The 19,128-nt window shown below is 52.7% G+C and carries 20 protein-coding genes; 3 read left to right on the top strand and 17 right to left on the bottom strand.

The window, feature by feature from the left end:
• Positions 1-5: 5 nt before the first annotated feature.
• The 5 genes from SIB79_RS07210 to menD are packed head-to-tail and all read right to left on the bottom strand — an operon-like array spanning position 6 to position 5,005.
• Positions 6-128: a hypothetical protein gene (locus tag SIB79_RS07210; RefSeq protein ID WP_413681022.1), complete on the bottom strand. Its 123-nt coding sequence runs from the start codon at positions 126-128 to the stop codon at positions 6-8.
• Positions 121-1,620 carry a glycogen synthase GlgA gene (gene glgA, locus SIB79_RS07205; protein WP_063403323.1) on the bottom strand — a complete coding sequence of 500 codons (1,500 nt, stop codon included), beginning with the start codon at positions 1,618-1,620 and terminating at the stop codon, positions 121-123. Before glgA ends, SIB79_RS07210 begins: the two co-directional genes overlap by 8 nt.
• 59 nt (positions 1,621-1,679) lie before the next feature.
• On the bottom strand, positions 1,680-2,258 hold the full coding sequence (locus SIB79_RS07200; RefSeq protein ID WP_081215635.1) for a L,D-transpeptidase: 579 nt from the start codon (positions 2,256-2,258) through the stop codon (positions 1,680-1,682).
• Positions 2,259-2,279: 21 nt separating this feature from the next.
• Positions 2,280-3,173 carry a 1,4-dihydroxy-2-naphthoyl-CoA synthase gene (gene menB / locus SIB79_RS07195; protein WP_063403322.1) on the bottom strand — a complete coding sequence of 298 codons (894 nt, stop codon included), beginning with the start codon at positions 3,171-3,173 and terminating at the stop codon, positions 2,280-2,282.
• Between the two features lie 5 nt (positions 3,174-3,178).
• On the bottom strand, positions 3,179-5,005 hold the full coding sequence (gene menD / locus SIB79_RS07190; protein WP_413681020.1) for a 2-succinyl-5-enolpyruvyl-6-hydroxy-3-cyclohexene-1-carboxylic-acid synthase: 1,827 nt from the start codon (positions 5,003-5,005) through the stop codon (positions 3,179-3,181).
• A gap of 50 nt (positions 5,006-5,055) precedes the next feature.
• On the opposite strand from menD, the gene lepB reads away from it, so the two are divergent.
• Together lepB and SIB79_RS07180 are read left to right on the top strand one after the other, a co-directional pair.
• Positions 5,056-5,676 (top strand): signal peptidase I, encoded by a 621-nt coding sequence (lepB, locus tag SIB79_RS07185; protein WP_011129786.1) that lies wholly within the window; start codon positions 5,056-5,058, stop codon positions 5,674-5,676.
• Positions 5,677-5,691: 15 nt separating this feature from the next.
• Positions 5,692-6,042 (top strand): DUF760 domain-containing protein, encoded by a 351-nt coding sequence (locus SIB79_RS07180; protein WP_011826503.1) that lies wholly within the window; start codon positions 5,692-5,694, stop codon positions 6,040-6,042.
• Here the strand turns inward: SIB79_RS07180 and SIB79_RS07175 are convergent.
• The 3 genes from SIB79_RS07175 to SIB79_RS07165 form a co-directional block, all read right to left on the bottom strand.
• A complete protein-coding gene (locus SIB79_RS07175) occupies positions 6,032-7,255 on the bottom strand; it encodes a DUF4336 domain-containing protein (protein WP_063403321.1) in 1,224 nt (407 codons plus the stop codon). The genes SIB79_RS07180 and SIB79_RS07175 overlap by 11 nt on opposite strands.
• A 54-nt stretch (positions 7,256-7,309) precedes the next feature.
• Positions 7,310-7,567 carry a hypothetical protein gene (locus SIB79_RS07170; RefSeq protein WP_063403320.1) on the bottom strand — a complete coding sequence of 86 codons (258 nt, stop codon included), beginning with the start codon at positions 7,565-7,567 and terminating at the stop codon, positions 7,310-7,312.
• 573 nt (positions 7,568-8,140) lie between these two features.
• Positions 8,141-8,443: a hypothetical protein gene (locus tag SIB79_RS07165; protein ID WP_063403495.1), complete on the bottom strand. Its 303-nt coding sequence runs from the start codon at positions 8,441-8,443 to the stop codon at positions 8,141-8,143.
• A 329-nt stretch (positions 8,444-8,772) separates the two neighbouring features.
• Here SIB79_RS07165 and SIB79_RS07160 point away from each other — a divergent pair, with 329 nt between their 5' ends.
• On the top strand, positions 8,773-9,504 hold the full coding sequence (locus SIB79_RS07160) for a prohibitin family protein (protein WP_236070210.1): 732 nt from the start codon (positions 8,773-8,775) through the stop codon (positions 9,502-9,504).
• A gap of 578 nt (positions 9,505-10,082) precedes the next feature.
• Here the strand turns inward: SIB79_RS07160 and SIB79_RS07155 are convergent.
• The 9 genes from SIB79_RS07155 to SIB79_RS07115 all read right to left on the bottom strand — a co-directional run bounded on the left by SIB79_RS07155 (position 10,083) and on the right by SIB79_RS07115 (position 19,002).
• Positions 10,083-11,177 (bottom strand): type III polyketide synthase, encoded by a 1,095-nt coding sequence (locus SIB79_RS07155; RefSeq protein WP_063403318.1) that lies wholly within the window; start codon positions 11,175-11,177, stop codon positions 10,083-10,085.
• Positions 11,168-12,325, bottom strand: a complete 1,158-nt coding sequence (locus tag SIB79_RS07150) for an NAD(P)/FAD-dependent oxidoreductase (RefSeq protein WP_063403317.1) — start codon at positions 12,323-12,325, stop codon at positions 11,168-11,170. Before SIB79_RS07150 ends, SIB79_RS07155 begins: the two co-directional genes overlap by 10 nt.
• A 1-nt stretch (position 12,326) precedes the next feature.
• Positions 12,327-13,046: a class I SAM-dependent methyltransferase gene (locus SIB79_RS07145; RefSeq protein ID WP_063403316.1), complete on the bottom strand. Its 720-nt coding sequence runs from the start codon at positions 13,044-13,046 to the stop codon at positions 12,327-12,329.
• Positions 13,047-13,068: 22 nt separating this feature from the next.
• On the bottom strand, positions 13,069-13,365 hold the full coding sequence (locus SIB79_RS07140) for a hypothetical protein (RefSeq protein ID WP_063403315.1): 297 nt from the start codon (positions 13,363-13,365) through the stop codon (positions 13,069-13,071).
• 225 nt (positions 13,366-13,590) lie between these two features.
• Positions 13,591-14,460, bottom strand: coding sequence for a metal ABC transporter permease (locus tag SIB79_RS07135; RefSeq protein ID WP_063403314.1), 870 nt, complete (start codon positions 14,458-14,460; stop codon positions 13,591-13,593).
• Positions 14,457-15,254, bottom strand: a complete 798-nt coding sequence (locus SIB79_RS07130) for a metal ABC transporter ATP-binding protein (RefSeq protein ID WP_011129796.1) — start codon at positions 15,252-15,254, stop codon at positions 14,457-14,459. Before SIB79_RS07130 ends, SIB79_RS07135 begins: the two co-directional genes overlap by 4 nt.
• Positions 15,254-16,117: a metal ABC transporter substrate-binding protein gene (locus SIB79_RS07125; protein ID WP_081215647.1), complete on the bottom strand. Its 864-nt coding sequence runs from the start codon at positions 16,115-16,117 to the stop codon at positions 15,254-15,256. Before SIB79_RS07125 ends, SIB79_RS07130 begins: the two co-directional genes overlap by 1 nt.
• Positions 16,118-16,400: 283 nt before the next feature.
• The gene (gene psbA / locus SIB79_RS07120; RefSeq protein ID WP_011129798.1) at positions 16,401-17,477 is read right to left on the bottom strand and encodes a photosystem II q(b) protein; all 1,077 of its coding nucleotides are present in this window, start codon (positions 17,475-17,477) and stop codon (positions 16,401-16,403) included.
• A 157-nt stretch (positions 17,478-17,634) separates the two neighbouring features.
• A complete protein-coding gene (locus SIB79_RS07115) occupies positions 17,635-19,002 on the bottom strand; it encodes a YcjF family protein (RefSeq protein ID WP_063403231.1) in 1,368 nt (455 codons plus the stop codon).
• Between the last annotated feature and the right edge of the window lie 126 nt (positions 19,003-19,128).

The raw sequence follows: 19,128 nt of genomic DNA, 5'->3' as shown, positions 1-19,128 counted from the left end.
GCTGATCAGGAACCCTGACGACCAAGCGGCAGATTGAAAAGATTGGGGCGCAGCAATGGGGTCGTCTGCAAAAGAGCCGCTAAATCTGCAAAACCAACAACCAAGTTTAAACCTCTTTTTTTAATCATTCCCCTTCTTCTTGCGTCTGGTTCTTTTTTTCGCACTGCTGTCCTGGTTCTGAAGGGAAGGATCTGAACTCTGGCCGAGAGAAAATTGCTCCACAACCGCCGCATCAGGAGACGGCTCCTTAAAGCCACAGACATCCCGATACATCTGCTCATAGTCGAGAGCGGAGCGATCCCAGCTGTAGTTTTGAGTCATTCCACGTTGCTGCAACTCACGCCAGCAATCACGATGACGGAACGCCTCCCAAGACCTCACTAATGCTGTATAGAAGTCAACAGGCTCAAATCGATCGAAGCAGAATCCAGTACCGGTTTGATGAATAGGGTCGTAGGAAGGCACCGTGTCGACAAGACCACCCACTTTGCGCACCACCGGCACGCTGCCGTAGCGCATGGCCAACAGCTGACTAATGCCACAGGGTTCGAAGCGACTCGGCATCAGAAATGCGTCACTGCCGCCGTAGATCAAACGTGCTAGGTCATCGTCGTAAGTGAGGAAAACCGAGAAGCGGCCAGGGTTCTGAATTGCCAATTGCCACAGGCCGGATTCCAAACCACGCTCACCAGTGCCCAGCACGACGATCTGGGAATCTGTGTAAGCAAGCAACCGCTCTGTCACCTGCAGCAAAAGATCAACCCCTTTCTGATCCACCAACCGACTCACCATCCCCAGTAGATAGGTGTCTGGATTGACCTCAAGCCCCATGCGCTGTTGAAGGGCCTGCTTGTTCACAGCACGACCTGAAAGGTCATCGGCATTGAAAGTGGCTGGCAAAGACTTGTCATTGGCAGGGTCCCAATCCTGCAGGTCAATGCCATTGAGGATCCCACGCAGTTTTCCAGAGATGTAGTTCAACAAGCCATCAAGGCTCTCCCCGTATTCAGATGTACAAATCTCTCTGGCATAGGTGGGGGAGACGGCATTCACCCGATCGGCATAAAGCAAGGCTGCCGCCATGGTGTGATCCCCTTGCATGTACCAGGGGCACCAAGTCATCCGATCAAGTTTCCAGCGCCAGGGGCCCTGATATTTGAGGTTGTGAATGGTAAAGACCGTGCTGATTTCAGGGTCCTGATGCATCCACACAGGAATCATCCCGGTATGCCAGTCGTGGCAATGCAGCACTTGCGGTTTCCAAACGTTCCAGGCAAATTCCGTTGTCGCGCTTGCGAAAAACGTAAAACGCCAATCTTCGTCTTCTCCGCCGTAGATCCTTTCAGGATCAAACACTGGATGCCCCACCAGATAAAGGGGCAAACCATTGCTGGGATGACTTGTCTCATAGATGGCGAACTCGTTGCCCATGGTCTGACCCCGCCAAATCGGATCAGTAGGGATATCCAGCAAGCTCCAGAGCTTGCCGTAACCAGGCATGATCAGGCGCACATCATGATCAAGCTTGGCCAGAGCTGGGGGCAATGAGCCCACCACATCACCCATTCCACCGACCTTGACCATCGGCGCGCATTCCGCAGCAGCAAATAGCACGCGCATTTTCAAGTCAGTCGAGAGCCGCGAGACTCTAAATGTGCATCAGCTCAATCAGATCACGATCATGGGAGAACCTTGAGCGGTGTGCCGATTTTGACCAGCCGATAGAGGGATTGGATGTCCTCTTCAAACAGCCGAACACAACCATGGGAAACGGCTCGGCCAACAGTCCAGCGGTGGGGCGTTCCATGGAAGCCAGACGTGACGCAGCCATCAATGGTTAGCCAACGATCACCATCGTGAGCGTCTCTACCGTTGCAATCTCGATAGAAGCCGATCCAGCGACTACCAAGGGGATTGTTCGGCCCAGATCCGATTCGCTTTCCGCTCTGGGGATGCTCCCAAATGGGATGGGGAGTCTTGCTTAAAACTTGAAACTCACCTGTCGGAGTCTCCCAGCCAGGCATGCCAACCGCCACTGAGAAGCTTTTAATTAAGGAGCCATCTTCCAAAACAAGCAGCCGACGGCTACGCCGATCCAAGACCAGATGCCGCCCCTCACGTTCAATCACAGCGACGGGGAAGCTGGCGACGATTTGGGGAAGAGAGTCCTGAACAGCTGCATGAATCAGGGAGGGCAGCAGCGGCAGTGGAAGCGGTAGCAAGAACTCCTTCCCCAAAGCAAACGATGCGTCAATCATGACGCTGCCTAGAGCGGCTGGTTAGGGAAGCCAGCCTGAGCCTGAAAAATCTGGACGTCGTTTTTGTAGAAAAGCATTTCGCCCCTCCTGGGCTTCATCCGTTCGATAGAACAGATGGGTGGCCTGGCCGGCTAGCTCCTGAAGTCCTGCCAAGCCATCGGTTTCAGCATTGAATGCGGCCTTCAGGCAGCGGATGGCTGTGGGGCTGTGCTGCAACACCTCTCTTGCCCAGCGCACTCCCTCTGCTTCAAGACCATCAAGAGGAACAATCTCGTTGATCAACCCCATTTTCAGTGCTTCTTCAGCTCCGTATTGACGACAGAGAAACCAGATTTCACGAGCCTTGCGTTGCCCCACGACTCGGGCTAGGTAACCAGCACCAAAGCCACCATCAAAGCTGCCCACCTTGGGACCGGTTTGCCCAAACACGGCATTCTCTGCCGCCAGACTGAGATCACATAACAAGTGCAGCACTTGGCCGCCGCCGATCGCATAGCCAGCGACAAGTGCAATCACAACCTTTGGCAAGCTGCGAATGATGCGCTGTAGGTCGAGAACATTGAGGCGCGGCAAACCTTCATCATCGAGGTAGCCACCGTCGCCGCGCACACTTTGGTCACCACCTGCACAAAAGGCATAGCCGCCATCGTCAGCAGGTCCAACACCGGTGAACAAAACCACGCCTAAACGTTGGTCGTCTCGAATTCTGGTAAACGCATCACAGAGTTCCATCACCGTGCGTGGTCGGAAAGCATTGCGCTTGGCCGGACGATCAATCGCAACCCTGGCAATGCCTTCTGAACTGCGATCGAGCAGGACGTCTTGATATTCACCCCAGGGTTCCCATTCGATCGTGGGCTTGCCAGGCAAAACCTGTCTTGGCCTCCTATCAAACCGATTGGAATCCATAGCCATCGGGATCAAAGATCAATTTGGCCATTTTGGGAAATCGACTGCAGATGCATCATCAATCCCTCGCGAAGCTGTTGCCTCATCGATGAATCTTGACGCCGATGCGTGCACACTCGTATCAAAACAGGTCCAGCCTGGAAGAGCCCCCACTCCAAGGCTGCTGGTAGGTCTTCGAGACAGGCCACCTGCCGGTGAGGAATGTTATGAGCCCCTGCAAGAGCCAGAGGGTCAACTGCCTGAGGCATGGCAAAAAGCTGCTCAAATGCTTCGCTAGGAGCTGTCTTCACCAGAAGTTGCTCGAAGATGCCTCCGCCACCATTGTCGATCAACACCACCACCAAAGGCGGGCGCTTGGGATGAGCAAGCAACCAGCCATTGCTGTCATGAAGGAGAGCCAGGTCGCCGCTTACAAGCAAAGTGGGCCCAAGGGCCATCGCTAAACCCATGCTTAAAGAAAGGGTGCCGTCGATACCAGACGCGCCTCGAAAACTGAAGCATCGTCTCGAAAATAAGCTCTTGTCCGCATAAGCCAGCCAGTCCCTCACAGGACTACTCGCTGCCAACATGATTGGTAGCTCAGTTGGCAGAAGACGGGATAACCAGCGAGCCAGGGCTGGTTCTGTGATGGCACCCTGCAGGGGTAACTGCTGATCCAGCCACTCCTGAGCAAAACGATCGCTGATCTGCCATTTCCTCAGCAGAGCCTTGGTTGCCTGTTGAGAGGCGGCATCAGCATCGATCCAGCGATGGTGATGGTGTTGCCACCAGCTCGTCAATCCATGACTCCATTGCACTGACAAACCAAGGGGATCGAGACAACGGGAGTCTCCCTCTGTAATCAGGAGCTGACCGTCACCAAAGCTTTTCAACCATGCCTCAAGGCTCCGACTGGCTGACATTGGTCCTAGACGCAGCACTTGAAGCTTCTCCTGAGAGCCTAAAAGCCCAGCAGCCAAAAGCAGCTCCCAGGAGCGGATTAGACCAGGTTGGTCTGAAGGCAGAGCCGATAGTGGATCGGCCAGCACGGGCCAGCCACTCAAGGCCTGCAACTCCCGCAAGGATTGCTGAAAAGCAAAGAGGTCTTTGCTTAGGCCTCGCCAAGCACCAGCTATCACAACGCCGGGTCGTAAAGGATCCAATGCAAAGGGAGCCTGATCGGTAACCCCATTAGTCACCTCAGCTGCCATTGCCAGATTGATTGGCTTGTTCCGAGATGAACGTGGAATCTTGGGAGACCACCCCTTCCAGATCATCCTCTGCTCTTCTTCACTGAGATGTAGAGGCTCCTCAAAAGGCAGATTGAGATGAACGGCCCCTGCGGGGTGATGAGCTCGTTGCCAGGCCTTCTCTGCGAATGATTCCAGCGTTTCTTTACTGAAAAGATGCAACCCCTCTCTTGGGCCCTGCCCAATCCATCGACAGGCAGGACTCAAGAAAGTCTCCTGATTCACCGTTTGATTGGCACCGCAGTCTTTGAGTCGATAGGGACGGTCAGCAGTGAGCAGCAACAGGGGCTGACAGGATCGATCAGCCTCCACCGCTGCAGGCAAAAGGTTGGCTACAGCGGTGCCCGAAGTGGTCACTACAGCTGCTGCAGTGCCTGTAGCAGTGCTAAAACCCAAAGCCAAGAAAGCAGCAGAGCGCTCATCAATGGCAGTGCTAAGCCGCAAGCGATTGGTACGTGCCATTCCTCCTGCAGCCAGTGCAAGGGGCCCCGAGCGGCTGCCGGGACAAAGCACGAGATGGCGCAGCCCCAAGGCATGAAATGCCTCGAGCAAGCTCAGGCAAACAAACAGATTGTTGTGAGCAAGAGACAGAGCTTGAGCCTTAGCCAATGCGATTCTCGGTCAAAACCGACCGGCGAGGGCCGATTTAATCAGTTTCGATGACCCCGACACCTTCTCCTCCTCGAAAAGAAGCAAGCGGTAGCTGGCGCAGCCTGCTGCTCTGGGTGGTTCTGGCCTTGTTGATGCGCTGGCAGGTGGTGGAGCCTCGCTGGATTCCCTCCGGTTCAATGCTGCCAACCCTTCAGTTGAAGGATCGCATTCTTGTTGAGAAGGTTCGCCCTCGACTTGCACGACAACAAGAACAGCCTTTGCCGCTGGGCAGCGTGGTGGTGTTTCACCCGCCATCCGCACTACTGGATGCTGGCTACGACCCCAAAGCGGCCTTGATTAAACGCGTGGTGGGGCGTCCGGGCGATCAACTGGAAGTTCATCATGGTCAGCTCTTGCGCAACGAGATCGCCATCAAGGATGACTGCCGTGATGCCCCAATGAACTACGAGATGGCGAAGGTGACCGTTCCTGAGCATGAACTTTGGGTGATGGGGGACAACCGCAATTCCAGTCTTGACTCTCATCTCTGGGGGCCATTACCAGAAGAAGCTGTGATCGGAACAGCTATTTGGAGGTACTGGCCACTCAATCGGTTCGGTCCAATACGGTTCCCCTCCCAAGGCAAGAGTGGATCAAACGACCTAGCTGCGATAGGGTCAACATCGTGACGAAAAGCACACCGGATGTTCAACCCGGAGTTCCTGACCACCGATAACAACGATTGCCAGGACGGTAATGGGCTAATTCAGTACCTTCAGGATCAATCCCCTGATGTATTGCAGCGAGTCGCCAAGTCCGCCAGCAATGATATTCAGGACATTATTCGCCACAATGTTCAGGGCCTGCTGGGCATGCTTCCAGGTGAGCAATTTGAAGTGAAGGTCACAGCCAGTCGAGATAATCTCGCCAGTTTGCTCGCATCAGCAATGATGACTGGATATTTCTTGCGCCAGATGGAGCAACGCAAGGAATTGGAAGAGTCGTTGTTTTCAGATGAAGCGATGGCAGTCGACACAGATGATCTCAATCTTTGAAGGCTGCCTGAGGATCTTTCGGCACCACACCAAGGCTGAGCAGGCGTTGATCAACGCTGCCTAGAAAGCTCCAGCTGGCTTGATTGATAGCCCATGGGCGTCTGGAAATAGATTCACTTAAATCTCGAACGTGATGAGGCTTGAAGGCCACGATGTCGCTGAAGTGAGCAGACACAAGCCAGCGCATCCCTTTCAGGCGCCGCATCTCATCCAACCATTCCAATAAGACGTCCTTCGCTCTTGGAAATACCAGCCGTTCCAACACTGGCGCAACTTGTAGGAGCGGGCCGTTCTTCCCGAGACGCTCCTGAGCCGCAGCTTCCCATCCGGGCTGCCAAGCGAATGGAAACAGGCCGAAATGGGCTTTAGGGCTAAGTGTTCCGGGCCTGAAGGCATTGCGCAGCACTTCCAACAGGGGAGGAATCACAAGCGGCCCTGGCTTCAGATAGGTCGCGAACAACACCACACGGGCCCATCCTCGGCGGCGCGCTTGTGGAGAATCCTCAAGGGGTTGATCACCCCGATCACGGGCGTGGAATAACAAGGGTGTGGGGTCTAGATCAAACAGAGCTGGAGGCTCTGCCTCGATGCCCACTAGAGCATCTGTTACCAATACAGCTCCGGAAGCTCGGTGAAAACAAGCCACCTCTTCAAAACGGCCAAGCCCCAAATCCAGGGGTCCTAAAGGCAGCCAAGTACAACTGTCCGGATGGGGAAAGCCGTCCTCCTGCAACACCTTGGTGCGGCGCGCTGGAATGCCCAGCCAAGATGAAGGCAAGGAAATTGGGAAACTCCACTGACCAGGACAAACCCATACCTCTGCCTGTGGGAAGGCTCGTGCCATTGCCGGTAGAGACAGTTTGTGCTCTAGGCCAGACGCGGTGGGGAGCACAATTGTGACGACATTGCCATGGGTGGCCTCCAGATCAGCTAGAGCTCGGCGCAACTCGGGAGTAGGCGGAAGGGGATTGAACAACATCAACCCACCTGGCACCTTCACCACGGTGAGCCTTACAGGCACAGCGACGTAATAGAGGCCTTGGAGTTGTTCAAAACTCCAGATCTGATTGGGTATTAGTTCCCGGACCAGGGTGCGGCGCTGACCATAGGGATAGAGAGGTAACAGCGGCCACCAAGGCCACTCTTGATCAAGCCAAGAGACGCTCTTAGTTGCACTCACTTGCCCTGCTATGGCTTGATTCTCGGGAGTCATGTCCTCAGTTTGTGCAAGTGGTCAACATCTTCTGCAACTGGCTTTAGGGACAAGCTAGAGATAGAACAGGCGAGCAAGCGAGTCTGTCCCTGGATGACGCCCAACTACGGGATGCGTCGCAACAGCGCGAGGCCGAGGCAACTTGCCAATTATCTCAGAGGAGTTCACTCTGAGCGGCATGGCTTGTCTCTGCGCAGCAAGACCAGGCCGAATGGCCAGGGGTTGAAATAGCTGCTCTTCAATATCGCTACTGATGGGAAGGCTCTTAACTCCGGCAAAGAGAACGTTTACCAAAAGCCCGCAGCAGGCCAAGGAAAGCCTGTTAAACCAGAAAAGACCAGCGTGTGATTATGGGCGTATGGGTTAGAGCAGAAGCTGAAACCTCGAAGCTTGCACATGCCGTCGTCTAATCCTCGCGGCGAGAAGTACAAAATAAAAGCTAATGCTTCTACCATTGTCCATACATAGGCCTACGCAAAAAAAACTAAAAATCATTCAAATAGTTTGAACAGAAAGAAGGGGCCGGTTGAGATCCTGGAATGATTTAAATGTCAAGGATGAGAATAGTAACTATTAACTTATTTACTGCTCTCATTCTAATTCGTAGGCGTTAGCAACAAGAAGGTACCGGTATTTACCATTAAGTTAATCGTTGACTCTGTTACTCCTGAGGCTACTTTTTAGAGTCATTTTATTGATCTAAGCATTGATTGATATGCGAAAATTGCAAAAGAAAATGGCCTAAAATGCATGGTTAGCATCGTTGATGCTAAGGAAGAATTCGTTCATGAATGCCTGCCTCAAGTCTGTTAATTCTAATCAAAGATATAGATATAATGAATTCAGCCTAAATAGTATTGAGCTTTTTGGGCTGGCAGAGATTGCTCAGTATTTGAGATTCAAGAAGACACCAACTAAAATCAAAAGTACTGTAAGTAAAGAAGCCCATATGATAATCGGGCTAATGGAGGGATTGTTTCTTTTGCTGAGGGCATCAAAAATCTGGTCCTTAATCTCTTGGTCAGAGAGCTCGACTACAGCTTCTGTCGTGGACTCATTTGAGTCAATAAAGAGTGAAGCGACTTTAGCTGTTGAGACTATATCTGCACCTTCAGCAGTTAATTGACTTTGCAGCAAGGGCTCTGATTTGAGCTTGGCAAGAAAAACTTTGAGCTGTGCTGCTTGCATCGCAATCTTGCTACTGTTAATTACTCTATCAAGATCATGTGCCATATCAACCTTTCGTAACCAACCATAATTCTAAAAACGCTGCCAATGAAGGATGATGATGAAAAGACTGTAAGGTTTTGACGAATGAACTAAATCCCGTTGATTGTTTTTTATACATTGAAATTTGATTAACCTTTCTTCTAAGTCAATTGAACCTTTTCGATTGCCATGGCTTTCCCTCATGTTGATTGATAAACGCATATGCTTGTGTCTGCTATAATGGATTTTCAATGCGTTCACCAATCAATAACATTTCATCAGTCCGAGCAGGCGTTGCTCCTACGGTGATGATTGTAGGAGCTTCAATTGCAGCGATTGTTGGTGTTTCAGCAATATTCGTCGTGCCTGCTGGTGAAGTAGGAGTCGTAACGACTCTTGGAAAGGTTAGTGAAAATCCACGACTACCTGGCTTGAATCTAAAGATACCCTTCGCTCAATCAGTTCATTTCTTCAACATAAGAACACAAGTACGTCCAGAAAACTTCTCCAGTTTAACTAAAGATCTGCAAGTTATAGAAGCGACTGCAACCATTAAGTATGCTGTGAAGCAGTCTGAAGCGCCAAGGATTTATAGTACCATCGCAACAGGTAATGCTGAGATTTACGAACGGATAATTCAGCCATCATTACTCAAGGCTCTTAAGTCTGTGTTTTCAAAATATGAACTTGTAACCATCGCAACTGATTGGAATAATATCTCTCAGATTGTAGAAACTAATGCATCGGCTGAATTGGCAAAGTTTGACTATGTTGAGGTCAAAGGTCTCGATCTGACTGGGTTAAAAATCGCAGAAGAATATCGTTCCGCAATTGAACAGAAGCAAATAGCCGAACAGCAATTATTAAAGGCACAAACCGAAGTGAAGATCGCAGGGCAAGAAGCAATCAAGTTTGAAACTCTTAATAGAGGTCTTAATGACAGGGTTCTTTATAAGCTATTTCTTGACAAATGGGATGGCAAAACTCAGGTTGTGCCAGGCTTGAATGGTCGGATGCCTCCAGTCATCGTCGGCCAGTGATAATCTGTGTATATTCATTTGTTGATGATGGCCTGAAGTTGTAGGTGCAAGTAAAGGCCTAAGGGGACTATTCGTATTAAGATCAGTTAGCCTTCTTTTCCTTTTCACTCTTGTCTGTGCTTGATTTCCCTATGGCTAATTTTTAGAAGCTGGTTGATTGTGAATGAAGGCAATTTGAATCGGTCCTATTGTGTCCGGCCAGGTGACAAATTTAAGAGTTGTACCTAGTCAAATTTCACTGCTCAAGCAATATATGCTTAGCTCTTTTTCTTGATGTTGAGGTTGGCGAGAGACTTTGTAAATTACGATTCATGATTCAACTCTCTTCTCGCCTTTGACTTACGCTGAAAACCTAAAACACTTCGCGAGGTTGCCCTGATTATTTGCTTGGTGCCAATTCTAGTACTTGTTATGGCCTAGTTACAGCAGAGCTTCATCACTATCAAGTTGGAAACTCCATTGGCTATTTCGATCCAATTAGATCAATTGCGTTGTTCGTTTCTCCTTCCATTATCGCTCACTGAATCCTCGATTAAAGAAGAACTGAGTAGCTCTGAACTCTGACCCAAAGTTCGAATTCAGTTGCTGTTGCAAAGATCGAACAACGCCACTTCGGCACAAAGGCCGGGACCAAAGGCGAGTGCCAGGCAAGGTCCGCTGCAAGCCTTATGACGCATGCGTTCAAGAATGAAAAGAACGGTGGCCGAAGACATGTTGCCGTGAGCTTGAAGGACGGACCGGGATTCAGCCAGGTGCTCATGCTTGAGGGCCAAGGCGTCGGCGCAGGCCTGCAGGATCCTCGGCCCCCCAGGGTGGAGGGCCCAGCTGCGGATTTCAGTCAGATCGGATCCATGGCCCCTCAACCAACTGCTCAGCCAAGGTTGCAATGCATCAGCTATCGCCTCTGGCACCTGTGGTGATAAACCCATAGCGAAACCATGATCTCCGACCTGCCAATGCATCAGACTGCTGGTGTTCGGAATCACGGTGGAGCCAGAAGCCTTCAGGGTCAGAGATTGCTTCGATTGCGCCAAAGCTTGAGAAGCAACCAAAGCTGCGGCTCCATCCGCGAACAGGGCGTTGGCTACCACCTTCTCGGGGTCCCAGCCGTAATGAAGATGGAGACTGCACAGTTCGACAGAACACAGCAGCACTACAGCGTTGGCATCAGCTTCAGCGAACGCTCGCGCCACACGTAGACCGTTCAAGGCACCGTGACAGCCCATGAATCCCACATGGGTCCTCTGAACACCGGGGTCAAGTTCAAGTTGGTCGATCAGAGCAAGGTCAACACCCGGAGCCTTGAATCCTGTACAGCAAACGGTCACAAGATGAGTGATCACATCAGCGGCTAGCTCGGCCTCCTCGAGGGCAAGACGGCATGCATTGATTGCTAGCGCTGAAGCATGGTGATCAAACTCGTTCATCCTTGCGGCAGTCGTGGGGCTTTTGGCCCCGTAGAAGGGCAAACGCTTGCTGATCGGCTCACTCGCGTCGTCTCCCAGCAGAACGCTGCCCCTGTTCTGAACCTGAGTTCGTCGCTGAATCCGGCGGACCAGTGCCGCTCGTTCGGGACTGTCGGCACTGACCAACTCTGCAAGCGCCATGGAATCGCTCTGATTGACTTGTTGTTCCGGCACTGCAGTTCCCATGCCGCGAATGGTCAGAGGCATTGCTGACTTCCGGCGGAGGGGAGCGTCACATGGTTCAGGCTGGCAACAATCCGTTCAGACAGTGCCGGCCAGCGGCTGCTCAGTTCAAACAATGCCCTCGTCGGCTTTGGCTGCCTCAGCACCATGGCCAGAGTGCGACAGATCCGCTGGCGACGACCGATCCGCAGCTTCAGCTCTCTCGTCCAGCGTTTCTCCAGATCATGGCTCCAGTGCAGGAGGCCTTCTTCAACGAATGGTGCCGCTGCGGCACCTGCAGTGAGGGCCCAGGCAATTCCTTCTCCTGTAAATGGCTCCACATAACCCGCTGCGTCACCCATCACCAGAAAGCGCTCTCCGGCAACAACCTCAGCGCCGCGACTAAGAGCTGGTGTCAGCTGCCATCGCCCCTGTCTCAGAGCAGCAGGTGGTGGGAAACCAGCCTGCATAAGCACATCCTGGGTCGCTCCGGCCGCTCCTTGCCCATGGGCTAGCGCCTGCCGATCGAAAGCGGCTGCCAGATTGAGTAAACCGTCCTCTCGGCGTACCAGACCCACATAACCACGTTCGCCGATTGCCATGTGAATGGCTCCTGCGGTGTAGTGCTTCTCATCATCAACAAGAACACAACCCGCCCCAACTCTGGAACGACTACGGATCCTGGTGATGCCAGCATCCTGCTCGGGCAAGCAACGCTGGGCAAGCCCAGCTGCAACAAGCACGACACGCGCCCTGACGTGGTTCTGCTGACCGCTGCGCTGATCCTTCAGCCGCACAATCCGCCAGCCTGGCTGGACTTCTTCGACCCCGGCGCTCATTTGACAGCGAACGGAAGCTCCAGCTTCAACGACCGCTTCCATCAGTGCCTGATCGAACCGTTCCCTGGAGAGAGCAAAACCATCGGGAATGGCTAGAGATGTTTGACGACCATTCAGACCGAGGCGAAGGGTTTGCAGTCGTACGCCGCCGCGATCAATGATGAGATCGTTCTGCCCCAGAGAGGCGAGAGTCGCCTGAGCCTGTTTGTTAAAGCAGCAACCACACACTTTCCAGCGGGGGAAAGCGCGTTTTTCCACAAGTAACACCGTTAATCCTCGCCTTGCGCAATCCAGGGCGGCTAGTCCCCCTGCAGGACCGGCCCCAACCACCAGTACATCCCACGACTCCTGCATCTCAATGTCGCTCCCACCTGAGCAGGTAACGCTCAGGCCAGCAGCGATTCAGTTGAACACCCTCCAAACCTGCGCGCCGGGCTAAAGCCATGATTTCCGCAGGACGGAAAGCGGCACGAACCGAAAGGGGGCCATCGGTATGGACCACCCAGGAGCGACTCAGGAGACGCGTTCCAGCCCAGGCCATCACGTAGCCCAGACGACTGCGGATTAGATCATTAACCAGCACAAGCCTGCGGGCCCTTGTTGCCATTCTGGCGAGAAGCCGTTCCACGTCGCTGTCGTCTAAGTGATGGATGAAAAGGGTGCAGAACACCACATCGAACGATTCATCATCAACGTTTTCAGAGAGTGCGTCGGCAGAGAAGAATGTCAATTTGGCATTCCGTTTCCATGCATTGGCACGGGCAATACGCACGGCTTCTGGGTTGAAATCACAGGCTTGAATCTCGAGCTTCAGGCCCTGGCGCTGTGCCATCAGAGCAAGATCGATCGCTGTGTCTCCACCTCCGCAGGCGAGCTCGAGCACCCGTAGGGGAGTCTCGGGGTGGCGGATGGCTAGAGCCTGAATGGATTGGAATAGACCTGCAGAACAGCGGCTGATGGCATTGATGCGTCGCAAGCCGTTTAAGGCCCTGGCATGTTCAGTGGGATCGAGCCCTGGCTGATCCATGACTTCCGGTTGACGATCACGCCGGTTGAGAGCCTCACCCCAGGGCATCGGGCACGAACGTGGTGTTCCCTCAACTTAGGCAGAAGGCTGGTGCGGAAATTGTCAGATCATCTTTAATCTCGATCGAACCGTAGATGCAGGCAATGCGCCCTACCACCGAACCGGTCAAGGCCCCAAAAATTCTCTCAACAACAAGCTGTTGAACATTGCCAGAGAGCACAGGAGAGGACTCATTACTCAGGTAGACAACGTGCAATTGCAGGAAACATGAGTCTTTGCACAAATCCCTAGGGACATCAAAGGGATAAGGCCTGCAAACAAATTGCAACCACAGCCGCAAAGCGGCAGCAGCGGCAATCAAAGCCACGCTTGATCAAGTCAAGTGATTGTTTGAACTGGAGTCTCAGGCGTAATCAGTGGATTTTCTATTGAAAATGCACATCATGAACAGAACGTGGCTGCTCAATTTAAATCTGAACAGAGATTAGGTATTGAGCAATTGGTGTTCCTCAAACCACATTGAGCAGAGCCAATTGAAGAGGCCCATAAAAATCAAGTCCTCTCTAGTCAGACTTGCGCTGTTCGGCCACGCCTATGGAGCAAGTGAACGCTGAACTTTCAAAATGCCGTATCGAGGGGAGAATAAGAAAGTCAGCAGGAAAAGAACGGTCTGCACCAGCACAATGCAGCCTGCAGTGGAACTATCTGTCCAATAGCTGATGTAGACACCTAGAACACTTGAAAGGGCACTGCTGAGGATTGCGAGCAAAGTCATCCGATCAAAGCGGTCTGTGAGTAGATAGGCCGTAGCGCCAGGAGTGATTAACATCGCAACCACCAGAATGATGCCTACGGTCTGTAGACCAGCAACAGCAGCAAGTGATAACACTGATAACAGCAAATAATGCAGTAGTCCTGTATTGATGCCGATCGATCGTGCATGGGTTGGATCAAAGCAGAACAACATAAAATCCCTGCGAAGAACCAACAGAATTGCCACCACAATTCCAGAAATCAAAAGTGTTTGCTGGATATCAGCCATTGAGATTCCCAGCACATTGCCAAAAAGAATATGGGTGAGGTCGATGTTGCTTCTGGTTTTGGATACCAGTACCAATCCGAGCGCAAAAAAACCTGTAAAGACAAGGCCAATCACAGTGTCTTCCTTGACCCGTGACTTCTGTTTTACAAAGCCAATCAAAGCCACCGACCCCACGCCAAAGACAAAGGCCCCCATCGAGAACGGCAACCCCAGGGCATAGGCCACAACCACTCCGGGCATCACGGCATGGGAGACCGCATCGCCCATTAACGCCCAGCCCTTGAGGGTCATGTAGCAGGAGAGCAGTCCACATACCCCTCCAACAAGAGCGCTCACCACCAAGGCACGCACCATGAACTCATGACTAAGGGGTTCCAATAACCAAGACAGCGTTGTCGCTGTTGCCAGAAGCTCTGTCATTGCTTGAAGTCCTCCGTGGAGGTCGGACCACCGCTCAGGACGTTCGGAACCATGCCGCCGAATGTCATGGCGAGGTTCTCTGGAGTAAAGACCTCTGCCGTTTCGCCATAGGCCAGCACCGTCTTGTTGATGAGTACCACCAGATCGCAGAACTCGCGCACATGACTGAGGTCATGGGTGGAGATCAAGATGGTGTGACCCTCATGACGAAACTGAAGGAACAGCTCCGCCATGAGCTTTTCGGTTCGTACATCAACACCGTTAAATGGCTCATCGAGTAGGAGTACAGAGGCGCGCTGGGCAATTGCGCGGGCCAGGAATGCCCGCTTGCGCTGGCCGCCGGAGAGGGCCCCAATGGGGCGATGTCTCAAGTCGAGGAGCTCCACCCGTTCGAGGGCATGCCAAACCGCCAATCGATCTGATTCCCTAGGGATGCGTAAGAGATTCATCGAGCCATAGCGACCCATCATCACCACTTCCCAGACGCTTATTGGGAACGAGCAGTCGATTTCCTCGCTCTGAGGGACGTAGGCAACAGCCTGATCGCGCTGGGCACGGGGCACTGATAGCCCATTGATTTGGATCGTTCCTCGTGATGGTCTTACAAAACCCATCAGGGCCTTGAAAAGGGTTGACTTGCCAGAACCATTCATTCCAACTAGCCCGCAGATGCAGCCAGCCCGCAAATGCAGGCTGGCGTCATAAAGCGCCACGACGCCGTTGTAATCCACGCAAATTTGATCGGCCTCAATGCGCAGGCGATCGCCGAAAGGAATTGAACGACACTGATCCATTATTTTTCGCGATTGACTGGTACCAATTCATCCAGAATCAGATCGACGTTATGTCGTTGAAGATCGAGCAAGGTCGAGGCCGGCCCATCGGCTTGCGAAAGAGAATCAACAAAGAATGTACCGCCAAAGCGAGCGCCGCTAGCCCGTGCGACCTCACGCTGAGCCTTGTCGCTGACAGTGCTTTCGCAGAAGATCGCTGGCACTTCACGCAGCTTGACGGTCTCGATGAGTTTGGCCATATGTTGAGGTGTGACCTCACTCTCGGCATTGACAGGCCAAAGGTAAGCCTCCTCCATGCCGTAATCCTTTGCCAAGTAGGTGAAGGCTCCCTCACAGGTGACCAGTAAACGACGTTTGGCTGGAATCGTTGCCAGAGATTTCCTTAGTTCATCATCAAGTTTTTGGAGCTGGTCTTTGTAGCGACGACCATTAATGGCAAAGGTCTTGGCACCTTCTGGATCAATCCTGCTAAAGGCTTTCACCAGTTGATCGACGTATTGCATCGCCCGTTGCGGAGACATCCAGGCATGAGGATTGGGCTTGCCTGCGTAGGCATCCCCCTCAATTAACAGTGGCTCCATCCCCTCACTAAGAGTCAGCGTTGAGACCTTGCCAGCAGCGGCAGTGAACTTGCGCGCCCAGAGTTCCAGCCCAAAGCCATTTTCGACAATCAAATCTGCACCAACAGCTTGGGCCAGGTCACTTGGCGTGGGCTGATAACCATGAATTTCAGCGCCCTGCTTGACGATCGAGCGCACCTGTAAACGGTCGCCGGCAACATTGCGTGCCATGTCTGCCAGCACCGTGAAGGTGGTGAGCACAAGAGGTTTGCCTGAGTCTTGGGCCTGGGACTGGCTCGCCATCCTGGTTGGTGGTGTGCAGGCACCTAGAAGTGCAAGGCAGCAGAAGGCAAGTACAAAACGGACGGCTTGACGCCCAGAGATCAATTGAGACACGTGATAGGTCCGTTCGCGCCAAAGGACTCTCAGGGGTTATTTCATGTTCCCTGAAGCTCCTAAGTATGGAATCTTGCTGAGCCCAAAAAGAGGCTTTTCAAAGAAGTTGCTACTTAGCAACAAAAAACCCCCTCTTGAGAGGGGGTTTTGAGGTTCAGCTGTTGCCAAACCTTTATTGGGGATGATCGGATCAGCCAATCGCAGGAGCAATCAGAGCCACAGGTGTGGACTCAGCAGCTGCCAGGTCGAGAGGGAAGTTATGAGCATTACGCTCGTGCATCACTTCCATACCGAGGTTGCTGCGGTTGAGCACATCAGCCCAGGTTGGTACAACTCTGCCTTGGGCATCGAGAACCGACTGGTTGAAGTTAAAGCCGTTCAAGTTGAAGGCCATGGTGCTAATACCCAGTGAGGTGATCCAGATGCAGATCACCGGCCAGGCGGCCAGGAAGAAGTGCAGACTGCGGCTGTTATTGAAGCTGGCGTACTGGAAGATCAGACGACCGAAATAACCGTGGGCAGCCACGATGTTGTAGGTCTCTTCCTCTTGGCCGAACTTATAGCCGTAGTTCTGAGACTCGGTTTCGGTGGTTTCACGAATCAACGATGAGGTCACCAGTGAACCGTGCATGGCGGAGAACAAACTGCCGCCAAACATGCCCGCCACACCAATCATGTGGAAGGGATGCATGAGGATGTTGTGCTCTGCCTGGAATACCAACATGAAGTTGAAGGTTCCAGAGATGCCTAAAGGCATGCCATCAGAGAAGGAACCCTGACCAACGGGATAGATCAGGAAAACAGCAAAGGCTGCCGACAGCGGTGCGCTGTAGGCCACACAGATCCAAGGGCGCATGCCCAAGCGGTAGGAGAGTTCCCATTGGCGACCCAACCAGCAACAAATGCCGATCAGGAAGTGGAACACAACAAGCTGGTAAGGACCGCCGTTGTAAAGCCACTCATCAACAGAAGCAGCTTCCCAAATGGGATAAAAGTGCAGGCCGATGGCGTTGCTGGAAGGAACAACAGCACCAGAAATGATGTTATTGCCGTAGAGGAAAGAGCCAGCAACAGGCTCACGGATACCGTCGATATCAACCGGCGGTGCCGCAATAAAGGCAATGGTGAAGCAGATGGCAGCTGCCAACAGCGTGGGAACCATCAGGACACCGAACCAACCCACATAAATGCGGTTATTGGTGGAGGTGACCCAATTGCAGAAGGATTCCCAGCCACTGAGGCGACCACTGCGAATGGTGGTGGTCATTGAGTATGAAGAGGACATTAACGAGCCTCAACCCATGGTTAGGGAAGACTCGCCAATAGCATATGAAAATTGGGCAGCAAAGCTCACTTACTTCAAGTGCCTTCCTCACATTGCGACGCAGTGCGCAAGCAAACTTCATGAAGTTTGCTTGCGCGGCCTACGCAGGGTTCGGCGAGGCGCCTGGTTGGCGAGCCAACTCCTTGATCCAGCTGATTCCCTGTTGTGAAAAGCTGGACCAATCGAGACGTTCCTGCTCTGCAGCCTTAGCAACCAGCAGCGGTGCCTGAATCTTTAAGGCTTCCAAATCCGGCTCAGCAACGCCACTGTTCAATGCCAGCCAATCGGCCATTGAGCGTCCAACAACACGGGTTAGGTAAGCAGCGCTGAGCGCCTGAACAGTACCCGCTGCAAGCCAGCTGCTGCCGTCAAGTTTGGCTACGCCCAATAGAGCTTGGCCACTCCACTCCACCACTCCCTGGGCTAGAGCCGCCCCAGCCAACTGGCGAGCTGCCAACTGCAGAACCTCTGGCTTCAAGGAACATTTCCAAATCCCCGCCATTTCTTTAATCATCAAGCCGTTGACCACAGCCACGGCTAGAAGATCCGTTGTGGGTAAAGGAGAGGCAAAAACAGCTCCTGCAACCAACCATTGAGTGCGCTGTTGGAGTCCAAGGAACCTCTGCCTGCGAAGTTGCTCTAACTCGGCTTGCCAATTGCGGTGCAGACTGCCCAACAAGCGCTTACGCGTGATCTCAAGATTTCGCTGAGGGTGCTCTAACAGACGTCTCACCGGTGCAAGGGCTTCTGAAAGATCGTCTTGATTGCCTGTCCAACGAAGCACCTGTCCGCTCAAGCGTTGTGGCAACTGAGCTTGAAGTGCCTGCAGCTGATCGACCCAAGTCGATGAATCTTGCCAAGAGACGATCAGCCAGATGGGTTGATTGGCTGGCACCCTCTCCAACCAAAGAAGGTCTGCTGCCATCAACGGCAAAGGCAAGACATAGAGCAAGACATCCTGCTCTTGTAGAGCTGCGGGCCAGACCCAAGACTCGCCTGTCTGAGAGAGAGGCCTCGCCCAGCTGATGCTCAGTGGAGTGGATCCTGCAATGGCTGTCTGAACATCGGGATGATCCTCAAGAGAACCCTCTCCGGAATTCACAAAAGAAACTTTTTGAGGTTCGGAACGCTGTAGAACGGCATCAAGGGCCTCGCTGCGCTGTTGGCGAAGCGCAACCACATCTTCCTCACCCTCTTCTAGGTCCTCAAACTGATCAAGGACCTCTTTGCAGCGACGGATCCAGCCCTGCACAGAATCTGGTGCATCAAAACGGGCCGGTATTGAGGGCCTTGACAACCACCAGACGCCCGCACCAGCAACAATCAAGCCAAGACCACCGCCAGGCAGATGAATCACATCAGTGAAGACCCACTGACCGAGGACGAAGGACCCTGTGATGAGTGCTACACGGCCAATTAAGGCAGGGGAGCGAGGCACAAGATTGATCAGTAGGGCTGGAAGCTTCACGGGGCACCACCTGTCGTGCAAGCTTTACCAGCCTACGTGACCTTCTTCGTTCAATTATTGGCTGAGAGAAGACTTTGCGTTCATTTGACTCCTCAAATGGGGTCACAAAGAAGCGTTTCTCTGATG

The organism is Prochlorococcus sp. MIT 1342 (assembly GCF_047304495.1).
GTDB lineage: Bacteria > Cyanobacteriota > Cyanobacteriia > PCC-6307 > Cyanobiaceae > Prochlorococcus > Prochlorococcus marinus_D.
This window is presented reverse-complemented; position numbering and strand designations above follow the sequence as displayed.